8 protein-coding genes are annotated in these 7,972 nt (G+C 69.9%); 5 read left to right on the top strand and 3 right to left on the bottom strand.

Annotation, left to right across the window (positions count from 1 at the left end):
• Positions 1 to 159: 159 nt before the first annotated feature.
• Positions 160 to 972 carry an SAM-dependent methyltransferase gene (locus CCN37_RS37820; RefSeq protein WP_086830215.1) on the bottom strand — a complete coding sequence of 271 codons (813 nt, stop codon included), beginning with the start codon at positions 970 to 972 and terminating at the stop codon, positions 160 to 162.
• Between the two features lie 100 nt (positions 973 to 1,072).
• Between CCN37_RS37820 and CCN37_RS37815 the strand changes: the two genes are divergently transcribed.
• The 4 genes from CCN37_RS37815 (at position 1,073) to CCN37_RS39495 (ending at position 4,975) form a co-directional block, all read left to right on the top strand.
• Complete coding sequence (locus CCN37_RS37815) at positions 1,073 to 2,404, top strand: cytochrome P450 (RefSeq protein ID WP_086830213.1); 1,332 nt, start codon at positions 1,073 to 1,075, stop codon at positions 2,402 to 2,404.
• A 71-nt stretch (positions 2,405 to 2,475) separates the two neighbouring features.
• Positions 2,476 to 3,540 (top strand): alpha/beta hydrolase, encoded by a 1,065-nt coding sequence (locus CCN37_RS37810; protein WP_168201057.1) that lies wholly within the window; start codon positions 2,476 to 2,478, stop codon positions 3,538 to 3,540.
• A 131-nt stretch (positions 3,541 to 3,671) separates the two neighbouring features.
• Positions 3,672 to 4,175: a hypothetical protein gene (locus tag CCN37_RS41235; protein ID WP_210408399.1), complete on the top strand. Its 504-nt coding sequence runs from the start codon at positions 3,672 to 3,674 to the stop codon at positions 4,173 to 4,175.
• 245 nt (positions 4,176 to 4,420) lie between these two features.
• Complete coding sequence (locus tag CCN37_RS39495) at positions 4,421 to 4,975, top strand: hypothetical protein (RefSeq protein ID WP_168201056.1); 555 nt, start codon at positions 4,421 to 4,423, stop codon at positions 4,973 to 4,975.
• Here the strand turns inward: CCN37_RS39495 and CCN37_RS37800 are convergent.
• Positions 4,899 to 6,149 carry a phosphatidylserine/phosphatidylglycerophosphate/cardiolipin synthase family protein gene (locus CCN37_RS37800; protein ID WP_086830209.1) on the bottom strand — a complete coding sequence of 417 codons (1,251 nt, stop codon included), beginning with the start codon at positions 6,147 to 6,149 and terminating at the stop codon, positions 4,899 to 4,901. The genes CCN37_RS39495 and CCN37_RS37800 overlap by 77 nt on opposite strands.
• A gap of 254 nt (positions 6,150 to 6,403) precedes the next feature.
• On the opposite strand from CCN37_RS37800, the gene CCN37_RS37795 reads away from it, so the two are divergent.
• A complete protein-coding gene (locus tag CCN37_RS37795; RefSeq protein ID WP_086830217.1) occupies positions 6,404 to 7,567 on the top strand; it encodes a type VII secretion protein EccE in 1,164 nt (387 codons plus the stop codon).
• Here CCN37_RS37795 and CCN37_RS40570 read toward each other — a convergent pair.
• On the bottom strand, positions 7,531 to 7,972 hold a 442-nt coding region (locus CCN37_RS40570; RefSeq protein ID WP_168201055.1), incomplete at its 5' end, for a hypothetical protein. The two genes, CCN37_RS37795 and CCN37_RS40570, sit on opposite strands and share 37 nt — an antisense overlap.

The following is a 7,972-nucleotide window of genomic DNA, read 5'->3' as shown; positions in this document are numbered from 1 at the left end:
GCCCTGAACGACCCCTTCAGGTACTTGAGCGCACCGAACGGTCCGTTCAGGGCCGCCAACGCACCACACGGGTCGTTCAGGGCCGCCAACGCACCACACGGGTCGTTCAGGGCGTTGAGCGCACCGAACGAGGCTTTGGCGGACGAACCCCGCGCCGCGTCAGGGTTTGCGGCCGACCCCGGCGTAGGGCAGCGCGTTGATCTCGGGGTTGTCGGTGACGTCGCCCGCGCCCTCCGGCCGCCACAGCGCGCAGCCGACCAGGCCGGGCTCCACCAGCTCGAAGCCCTCGAAGAAGCGGACGACACCGTCGTAGTCGCGGATGTGGGGCAGGTTCTGGCTGGACTTGTACGCCTCGACGGCCTCGTCCAGCCGCGACACCCCGGAATCGCCCGCCACGTGCGACAACGCGAGGTAGCTCCCGGGCGCGAGCCGTTCGCGGTACCCGGCGAGGATGCCGACGGGGTCCCAGGAATCCGGCACGAAGTGCAGCAACAGCAACATCATCAGCCCGACCGGCTGGTCGAAGTCGATCTGCGACTGGACCTCCGGGGAGTCCAGAATCCCTTGCACGTCACGGAGATCGGCCTGGAGCACGTCCGTGCGCTCGTTGTTCTCCAGCAGCAGGCGCGAGTGCGCGACGGCGACGGGGTCGCGGTCGACGTACACCACGCGGCACTCCGGCTCGACGGCCTGGACGATCTCGTGCAGGTTGCCCACGGTCGGGATGCCGGAGCCGATGTCGAGGAACTGCCGCACTCCCGAGGCCACCATGAACAACGCGGCGCGGCGGAGGAAGGCGCGGTTGAGCCTGGTGGCGTCGCGGATACCGGGCATGATCGAGAGGATCTTCTCGGCCAGCTCGCGGTCGGCGGCGAAGTTGTGCCCGCCGCCGAGCCAGTAGTCGTAGACCCGCGCCGGGCTGGGCACGGTCGGGTCGACCTCGGGTGGAACCCAGTTCAGGCTTCCGGTCACGGCACGAACACCTCGACATCCGATCGTGTGGATCTACTCGCGAGTGAGACTGAGTATTACCTAGTGTGACCGGTTGCTCCCAATCTGTGAAGGCGGTCGCATGAACACGGCACCGGTCGTTCCCGGTCGATTACCGCTCATCGGCCACACGGTGCCCATGCTGCGCGGGCCGGTCCGCTTCCTGGCCTCGCTGCGCGAGCACGGCGAGATCGTCCGGATCTTCCTCGGCCCGCTGCCGGTCTACCTGGTCACCACGCCGGAGCTGGCCTGGCAGGTGCTCGTGGGTGATGCGGACAAGTTCGACAAGGGCATCGTCTTCGACAAGATGCGCCCGCTCTTCGGCGACGGCCTGGCCACCTCCAACGGCGAGTTCAACCAGCGGCAGCGGCGCATGGTGCTGCCCGCCTTCGGCCGCGCCAGGATCGAGGGCTACACCGAGAGCACGATCACCGCGCTGGCGACCGAGCTCGCCGACAGCTGGCACCCCGGCCAGGTCGTCGAGGTCGACCAGCGGATGCAGGACCTGGCGCTGGGCATCGCGGGCCGCACGCTGTTCTCCACCGAGCTCGGCGCGGACGTGCTCGCGGAGATCCGCCGCAGCATCCCGATCATGCTGGAGAACGTGCTCGTGCGGGCGTTCTCCCCGCGCCTGGTGGAAAAACTGCCGATCCCGGCCAACCGCCGCTTCGACGCCGCCGCGGCGCGGCTGCGCGCGGTGATCCCCGCCGCGATCGAGGCGGCGCGGGCCGACGGGACCGACCACGGCGACCTGCTGTCCACGCTGCTGCTGGCGCGCGATCCCGAGACCGGCGAGTCGATGACCGACGAGCAGGTGCACGACGAGGTGATCACGATCCTCACCACGGGCGCCGAGACCACCGCCGTCGCGCTCGCCTGGTTCTTCCACGAGGTCGCGCGGAACCCGGAGATCGAGCGCCGCTTCCACGCCGAGCTCGACGAGGTGCTCGGCGGCAGGCCCGTCACCTTCGCCGATCTGCCGAGGCTGGAGTACACGCAGCGGATCGCCAGCGAGGTCCTGCGCCGCACCCCGCCGGTGATCCTGATGCGCCGCACCCGCGAGGACGTGGAGATCGGCGGCGTCGCGATCCCGAAGGGCACCGAGGTCGCGGTCAGCCAGCACACGCTGCACCAGAACCCGGAGTTCTACCCCGATCCCGAGCGCTTCGACCCCGACCGCTGGGAGCCCGAGCGCGCGGCGCGGCTGCCCAGGGGCGCCTACATCCCCTTCGGCGCGGGCGCGCGCTTCTGCCCCGGCCACTTCTTCGCGCAGACCGAGATCGCCGTGGTCGCCGCGACCATCGGCGCGCGCTGGCGACTCGTGCCGGTACCGGGAAAACGCGTGTACGCCAAGGTGAAAGCCACGATGCAGCCCAACCAGCTGCCGATGACCGCCGTCCAGAGGATCACCTGAACGTGACTCCTCGATCACGAACGGTACTGTCCTCTCCCCAGCGCTTAGGCGATCTTGGAAGGTTGTCCCTCGTGCGACTGCTGCCGAAACTCACCTCCTCACTGCTCGTGTGCGGCCTGCTCATGGCGGGAGCCGCGGCGCCCCCGGCCTTCGCCGCCGGTGTCGCGTGCTCCGAGGTGACGCTGCCGGTCACCGCGCCGGGCCTGCTTCCCTTGCTGAGCCCCGGAATGCCCGCTGTCGTGCGCGGCCAGTACTGCGCCCCCACCGGCGGCGCGACGCCGAAGACCGTGCAGCTGCTCGTGCACGGCGGCACCTACAACCGCGCGTACTGGGATCTGCCGTACCAGCCGGAGAAGTACTCCTACCAGCGCGACATGGCCAAGCACGGGCTCGCCACCTTCGCCGTCGACCGCCTCGGCGCCGGGCGCAGCAGCAAACCGCTGAGCATCCCGATGATGATCGACGCGGAAGCGTTGGCACTGCACGAGGTCGTCGGCCACCTGCGCTCCGGCAAGGTCGGCGGCACCGCGTTCGCCAAGGTCGTGATGATCGGCCACTCCGTGGGCTCCGGCATCGTCGCCTACACCGCCGCCAAGTACCGGGGCGACGTCGACGGCGTCGGGCTCACCGGCATCACCCACCTGCCCGCCCTGCCCGTGCTCGGCGTCGGAGCCGGGCTCGGCCTGCACCCGAGCCTGCTGGACCCGTTGCTGGGCAACAGGGGCAGCGACCCGTTGTGGTTCGCCACCCGCCCCGGCGCGCGCGGACCGCTGTTCTACTCCGACAACGCCGACCCCAAGGCGATCGCCGCCGACGAGGCCACCAAGGACCAGGTTTCCGTGCCCGGCATGGGAACCGTCGCCGTCTTCGGCATCATCCTGCCCGTCACCCTCGGCATCGACGTGCCCGTGTTCCAGGCCGTCGGCGAGAAGGACCTCCTGTTCTGCGGCCTGTTCGCGCTGCGCGACTGCTCCTCCGCGCAGACGCTGCGCCCCGCGGAGGCCCCCTTCTACGGCCCCAAGGCGAAGCTCGACCTCTTCGTGCTGCCCAAGGCCGGGCACTCCCTCGGCCTGCACCGCAACGCCGACGCCTACCGCGACGCCACCCGCACCTGGCTCCAGCAGTTCGGCGCCTGAGCACCACGTTCACAGCACCATCGCCGCAACAATTCGAAGAACGCTCGACCGGGCAACACTTCGGAGAGCCGCTAACAACGGGATTCGCGCCGTCGATCACCAATTCGACGGCGCGAACCTCGGAGGCTCACATGTACGACCACAGCAGCGGACAGGCTTCTTTTCCTTATCCCCCAGCCAAAAGGAACCGCTCCGGAGCGCTCTTCGGAATCGCCGGATTCGCTGCGGGAGCCCTGCTCGTCGGAACCGTCTGGGCGGTTTCGGCCAACGCGACAACGGCCGAGTCCGAGGAGACCTTCACGCTCCGAGGAACGATGGCGCTCACCGCGAGCGGTTCCACCCGGTTGTCGGGGACCAGCTGCGCGGGAACCGGCGGTTACAGCGATATCAGAGAAGGCGCGAGCGTCACGGTCTACGACCCGCAGGGCGCGGTGATCGCCATCGGCCAGCTCGGTTCGTCGTACTCCAGCGAGACCAGCACCTACACCCAGCCCTGCACGTTCTCCTTCGCGGTCACCAACGTCCCCGGCCAGCACCGCTTCTACCAGGTTGAGGTCAGTCGCCGGGGCAAAGTGACCAGTGAACGGGACGCCGCGAAGTCCGGTTCCGTGTCGCTCTCCCTCGGCATGAAGTGAGCGCAACGCCCCGAACAGACCCACATTCCGGCATTCGCCGATCTCCTCTACACCGAAGCAGACATACCAGGGAACGGAAGCCACAACAGCCAACGCACAGAAGCTCGAAGGCATTTCTGCGGTTGCGGCTTCTCAGCGCGACTGGTCAGACTGAGTCGCTCTCGCCGAGAATCCGACGGAATGGCGGAACCGCCGCGAGAGCGGAAGCGACCTGGGCGAAGACTGCCGACTCGAAGCGCGGCACCATGCCTGGCCAGGAGGCGGGTGTGGATCTCGCCCGGCTGGACATCGCGGACTGGATGGCGGACCAGGCCGTTCACGCAACCGGGGTCACCGTCCCCGCCGCGCACTCTGACTCCGCACCGACACCCTGCACCCAGGTGACCGCGTTCGCCGAGACGATCGCCATGCGACCTCTTCGTGGGACTGGTCCAGGCGACCGAGGCGTGCGCGCGGCCGACCCCCTGGTGGACGGGGCCAGCGCAGCCTTCCTCGCGGCGATGAGCGGCCACGTCCCCGCGCTGAAGCTCATCACCAGCGAGGAGGCGGTCCGTGCCCTGCGCGTCCTCGCCGTGTTCACCTGCCCCGCGCCCACGCGGCACAAGGAGGTCCGCGTGCACGCGCTGAACCCGCTCGGCGAGGACGCGCGGGAGATCCTGACGCCGGAAGCCAAGCAGCGCCTGGAAAAGCTGTTCAAGGACGGACGGGCTCGACGGCTGAGCCTCAGGCGCGGCCGCGGCAGGTGTCGCGGATCTTCCAGAAGTTGCGCAGGTACTCGTCGTGCACGGCGCGGCCGGTGATGCGCAACAGGATCTCGTCGGCCTGCCGCAGCGCCGACCACGCGTAGTTGTGGCTGCCGGTGTAGACGCGCGGGGTGATGTCCTTGTCGTACTTGCCGTCGATGAGCAGCGTCTTGGAGTGCACCTGGAGGTCGCGCTTGCCGGGCGTGCCGTCGAAGTCGCACTTGGTCAGCTGGGCCTTGGTGCCCTTGAAGGCGTCGAGCACCTCCTTGCTGGCACCCGCGTAGACGACGTCCACCCAGCAGCCCTTGCGACTGAGCTCGGCGAGCTTCGCGGCGACGGGGTCGCGGTTGAAGGCGAGCATCACCACGCGCAGGTCCGTCTGGTGCCACGAGCCGTCGGGCTCCTGGTAGCGGCAGCTGGGGTCGACGGAGAGCAGGGTGTTGTAGACCGTGTCGGTGGCGGGGTCGGCGTACGGCTGGCCCGAGCGTTCCTTGCGCGGGAAGAAGAACGCCCGGAACTGCGAGCCACTGCCGGTGTCGGTGTAGTAGTCGTTGTCGCCGGCGGCGGTGCGCCGGTAGCGGACAAGATCGGCGAAGTAGGTCCGGAAGGCCTTGTGCGCCTTGGCATCGGCCAGGGTGAACATGTCGTTGTAGGCCTCGACGGCGTCCCAGTCACCGACGTTGGACGAGCCGGTGAACACCACGTCGGGCACGATCGCGCCGTTGTTCATCCGCACCTTGGAGAACGCGGCGAACTTGGTGTGGTTGTAGCCGTTGCTCCAGCTGGAGACCCGCGTGGCGATGCACCCGCGGTCCGGCCCCTTCGGGAACTTGTCCTTGCACGTCACCACGAAGCTGGGCTTGGCGTCGTCGGTGCCGAGCGCGGCCTTGAGCTGGGTGTGCGCGCGGTTGCCAGCCTGTCCGTGGTCCAGGACGACCTTCACGCTCACCCCGCGCGCGTGCGCGGCGAGCAGGTGCGCGGTCGGGTCGGACTCGTGCTTGAGCACGTCGAAGCCGAACCAGGACAGCACGATCTCCTCGCCCGCGGGCACCCGGTCGATGAGCCGGGCGAACTGGGTGAAGCTCGCGTACTGCGCGGCGGGCGCGCCCCACGGGTCGTTGAACACCGGGCGGTTCACCACCGGATCGGGCTCGGCCGAGGCCAGCGCGCCGGGAACCGGCGAGAACGCGGCCGCCAGCACGGTCACCAGGGCCAGGAGCACTGCGCGCATCCGAATTCTCCGTCCTCAATGGACTGCTGCGGGGTTGAGAACCGGACGGGCACGATAGACGATCATCACGCGCGCCACCCGAGAGAGTGAATGATATTCACGTCCAACCGCAGACATGAGGAAAAGACAATTTCTTCAAGGTTGGATGTCGGTCATGACCCGGACGGCCGCATCCGGAAGGATGCGTGAGACCGGTGACACAGGCCCGCGGTGAATCGAGGGATACCGTTGGCTGTGGAAAGGAACTGCGAGTGATGACGAGCCAGTCTCCGCCGCCCGACCTGCGGGCGAAGGGCACGGCAACGCGGCGGCGTGGTCGCTCGGGGGCGTGGTTTCGCCCCCGGAGGCAACCGGGACGCCTCGGAGGTTTCGGCCTGGCCCGACTGATCGCCCTCCAGGTGGTGCTGCTGGCACTGGCCTTCGGGGTGTTCCAGGGCATGTGGGCGCTCATCGCCTCGTGCGTGCTGGGCCTCATCGCGCTCGCGCTGATTTTCGGCAGGTCGCAGGGGCGCTGGTGGACCGAGAGCATCGCGCTGTGGATGCGCTTCCGCCGTCGCAAGGGCGCCTCCGGCGAGGTCCGCGAGGACCCGCGACTGGCCGCGCTCAGCGAACTCGCCCCGACCCTGGTGGTCGACGACGTCGACGGGCCCAATGACCGCAAGCTCGGGCTGGGCAGCGACGGCGCGGGCTGGTTCACCGTCATCGAGGTGGCCCCCTCCGACGGCAGCACCCCGACGCCGCCGGTCCCGCTCGCCAGTCTCGTCAAGATCGCCGCGGAGGCCGAGCAGGCGGGCGTGGTCACCCAGGTCGTCGCGCACAACGGCCCGATCGTCGGCCCGGGCAGGCGCGAGCACACCACCTGGGTCGCGGTGCGCCTTGACGCGCACGCGGCAGCCGAGTCCATGATCGACAACGCCGAGGGCCGGGTGGACGTGCCCGCTGTGCTCTCAGAGATCACCCGCCGGGTGGAGCGGGTGCTCCAGCGGCGCGGCCACGGCGCCCGCATCCTCACCGCCGACGAGGTCACCGAGGCGCTGGCCCGCTCCTGCGACCTGGCCCGGCCCGGGGGCCCCGAGCGCATTCGCGAGGAGTGGGACGGCTGGTACTCGCCGTGGCTGGCGCACCGGTCCTTCTGGGTCCGCTCCTGGCCTGACCCGGTCCGCGGCGTGGAACTGCTGGCCGCCCTTGCCGAACTGCCCGCACCGATGGTCAGCGTGGCCCTGCTGCTCGACCCGACGCTGGCGGGCGCGGACCTGCGCTGCCTGATCCGCGTCGCGGCCCCGCCCGACCGCGTGGAGCAGGCCTGCTCCTCGGTACTGGACATGGCTGCGCGGTGCGGCGCACGGCTGACACAATTGGACGGACAGCACGCACCGGCGGTCTACGCGTCGGCGCCGACCGGGGGAGGTGCACGATGAACGAGCCAGAGAAGCCGGACTCCCAGCCCCGCAACCCCCAGCGTCCGCCGGGGCCACCGCAGCAGCCGCCACACCAGCAGCGACCGCCGCAGAACCCCAGCCAACAGCAGAATCAAGGGCCGCAGCAGAACCCCGGGCCGCAGAACGGGCCGAACCAGGGGCCACCCCGGCACGGACAGCAGCCGGGACCGCGCCAGGGACAGCCACCCGGCCAACCGCAGGGCCCGAGGCACGGCCACCCGCCCACCCCGCACCAGGGCATGCCGCAGCAGAACCGCCCTCCGCAGCCGGGTCCGCCCGGCCAGGGCGCGGTCCAGCAGCGCCCGCACCCCGGAGGTCCCGGTGGCCCCGGCGGAGCGCGTCCGGTGCTCGGCGGGCACGCGCTGCAGCAGCCGGCGCCAGGAC

The sequence above is a fragment of the Allokutzneria sp. NRRL B-24872 genome (assembly GCF_002155965.1).
In the GTDB taxonomy this organism is placed as follows: Bacteria; Actinomycetota; Actinomycetes; order Mycobacteriales; family Pseudonocardiaceae; genus Allokutzneria.
The sequence above is the reverse complement of the archived record's forward strand: the minus strand, read 5'-3'. Positions and strand labels throughout refer to the sequence as shown.

Bases quoted from the DNA above. Each gene is read 5' to 3' on its own strand.
- CCN37_RS37815 (WP_086830213.1), top strand. From the start codon at position 1,073: ATGAACACGGCACCGGTCGTTCCCGGTCGATTACCGCTCATCGGCCAC.
- CCN37_RS41235 (WP_210408399.1), top strand. From the start codon at position 3,672: ATGTACGACCACAGCAGCGGACAGGCTTCTTTTCCTTATCCCCCAGCC.
- CCN37_RS39495 (WP_168201056.1), top strand. From the start codon at position 4,421: ATGCCTGGCCAGGAGGCGGGTGTGGATCTCGCCCGGCTGGACATCGCG.
- CCN37_RS37800 (WP_086830209.1), bottom strand. From the start codon at position 6,149: ATGCGCGCAGTGCTCCTGGCCCTGGTGACCGTGCTGGCGGCCGCGTTC.
- CCN37_RS37795 (WP_086830217.1), top strand. From the start codon at position 6,404: ATGACGAGCCAGTCTCCGCCGCCCGACCTGCGGGCGAAGGGCACGGCA.